The sequence below is a fragment of the Candidatus Sodalis sp. SoCistrobi genome, from assembly GCF_900143145.1.
Lineage (GTDB): Bacteria > Pseudomonadota > Gammaproteobacteria > Enterobacterales > Enterobacteriaceae > SoCistrobi.
The window spans coordinates 1-2,613 of the sequence record NZ_FRDB01000306.1; the positions used below are offsets into that span (position 1 = coordinate 1).

General features: G+C 50.7%; 2 protein-coding genes and 1 pseudogene. 1 reads left to right on the forward strand and 2 read right to left on the reverse strand.

All coding sequences use genetic code 11. The features are described from left to right. The coding region (locus CINSTRO3249_RS14915; protein ID WP_143146879.1) for an integrase core domain-containing protein at window positions 1-229 on the forward strand (229 nt) is incomplete at its 5' end. Window positions 230-392: 163 nt separating this feature from the next. On the opposite strand, the pseudogene ompF reads toward CINSTRO3249_RS14915, so the two are convergent. Together ompF and CINSTRO3249_RS14925 are read right to left on the reverse strand one after the other, a co-directional pair. Next, a pseudogene (gene ompF, locus CINSTRO3249_RS14920) lies at window positions 393-1,498 on the reverse strand (porin OmpF). Between the two features lie 1,002 nt (window positions 1,499-2,500). Then, window positions 2,501-2,613: IS1 family transposase (locus tag CINSTRO3249_RS14925; protein WP_044698828.1), on the reverse strand; the 113-nt coding region annotated here is incomplete at its 5' end.

The following is a 2,613-nucleotide window of genomic DNA, read 5'->3' on the forward strand; positions in this document are numbered from 1 at the left end:
CGGCGACTCCTACGATAATGCGATGGCAGAGAGTATCAACGGGTTGTACAAAACGGAGGTTATCCACCGCGGGAGCTGGAAAAACCGGACGGAAGTGGAGTTGGCCACGCTGGACTGGGTGGACTGGTACAACAACAGAAGGCTGCTCGGGCGGCTGGGTTACATCCCTCCTACTGAAGCCGAAATGAACTATTACGCTTTGCAATTAGCATCAGAGGAAGCGGCGTAGTATTGCCAAAATTACTCTCTAATAAACTCGGGGTTATTCACTACCTCGGCGTGGATCCGGTACAGGGCGCGAGCGTTACCCGGCGCCAGACCGGCGAAAAAAAGCCCCGTCCGCGATAGCGAAACGGGGCGGGGGAAGGGGTGACAAGCGTCAACCCATCAGGTTAGAACTGATAGACCAGACCCAGTGCGACGACGTCGCCGCTATTGATGCCCAAGGCATTATCGTCATCGATCTGGTTGATGATGTAATCCACGTAGGTGGACATATTACGGTTAAAGTAATAGGTCGCGCCCACTTCAAAGTAGTTGAGCAAGTCGACATCACCGATGCCCTCAACATCCTTGGCGCGGGATTTGGTATAACCGATGGAAGGACGCAGGCCGAAATCAAACTGGTATTGCGCCACCAGTGAGTAGTCCTGGGTCTTATTGGCGAAACCTTCCGCCGTGGCGCCGGTGGAGGTCGTGCCGTCAAAATAAGTGGCGTTGCGGGTTTCGCCGTAGGTGGCGGCCAGATAAATATTGTTGGCTTCATATTTCAGCGCGGTAGCCCACTGCTCGGCGCGATCGCCGTTACCATACGCCGCGGACTGCTGGACGTCGGTCCGGTCGGAAGAGGCATAGCTACCGACGACGCCGACGCCGATACCGATCGGCGTTTCATAGGTGATAGACCCGCCCCAGCCGTCGCCGTTGGCGCGGCCCATGTCGTCGCGATCGTTTTTACCCTGGTATTGCAGCGCGAAGCTCAGCCCGTCCACCAGGCCAAAAAAGTTGCTGTTGCGGTAGGTGGCGACGCCGGTGGTACGACCTACCATGAAGTTGTCGGTGTAAGCCAGTTCACCGCCGAATTCCGGCAGCATATCGGTCCAGGCCAAGGCGTCGTAAACCACGCCATAGTTACGTTACGCCCATAATCGAATGAACCGTAATCGCCAAATTTTAAACCGGCAAAGCCCAGACGGGTTTTGTTACCGTCATCATGATCATCGCCGCCCTCGCTGTTGTTAGCCTGGACGTTATATTCCCACTGACCATAACCGGTCAGTTGATCGGTAATTTGCGTTTCGCCCTTAAAGCCGAAACGGATGTAAGACTGGTCACCGTCGGTGGCATAAGCGTCATCTTTACCGAAATAGTGCAGGCCATCCACTTTTCCGTATAAATCAAGCTTATTGCCGTCTTTGTTATACACTTCCGCCGCATTAGACAGGCCTGCCGCCAGCATGGCCGGAATAGCCACCGCAAGTATGCTTTCTTTCATCACGTTGATACCTTATATAGGCTTTTTTTTGAATGCGGGTATAAGCCCGCGCCACTACTGAAACATCTCTTCTGAAACATTTAATTACTAAAAAAGGGCATGTCCATTGCTATGTCCGTATATCTCGCTGTAAGCCATACATAAATCACTTTCTTGTTAGCCCACGGCGTAATGCCAATTTTTCGCTAGACTATAAAAAAGCCGGATTATGCATTGTTTCTGCCGCTTCGCTTGGCGTCAATACTGTTTCGCGCAAACACTGCATAACCCGGCTTAGGTGACGAATTAACATATCGCCGGCAAGTTATAATGACGCCCTGCGGTATAAATAACCGCCTGCTTGCCAGGGGTAAATCCCGCCCCTTTCGTCATAACCTCTCACACCCACGGTGACGCTTGATTTCGACGCCATTTACCGCTTCGTTTATTCCTGGCATCTTGCCGCCGTGGCGGGCCGCCGTCATATTCGGCTGCATCGCACGGCTGTTTCTCGCGGGGTACCGGTATACCCGCACCAGGCGACATAATAGGCGGCAGCACGCAAGGTTAATAACAGCACGTTTGGTGCAAATTACCCGCTAGCCTACAGCTCCCTGATTGTCAAAGCCAGACTGTCAGGCATTCTTGCACGGCCAGCGGTGACATAAATCGGTGCCTTGGCCTATTTCATCCCCGGCCAAGGCGTGAAGCGCAACAAGTAGACACAGGAGGCTCCAATGGGAAATAAAATAATAATCTTCTGAGAATAAAAGTCACTACGGATAATTAATTATTTTGTGATCTATTGCAAATTCTCAACACACATTATCCCTAAGTTATTACAGGATAATTTCAATGAGCGCATGAATAAACAAAAAGCGCATTGGATGCCTGCTTCCGCATTAATTGCTAAAAACCGCACGGATTAACCTAATTGGATATTTGCCGAATTTATATATTTGCACTAGCGGATAATAAAGCGGTGAAAGTGTGTATTAATATTAAACAATTTGGTAATGACTCCAATTAGTAGAACATGTGTTTTTCGATGAAGGCTCCGATGACTTTTTCGTGGATCTCGACAGAGCGCGAGAAGCAAATCGTTTTACGCGCCAGTCGTTTAATGCGGGTACGGAGCG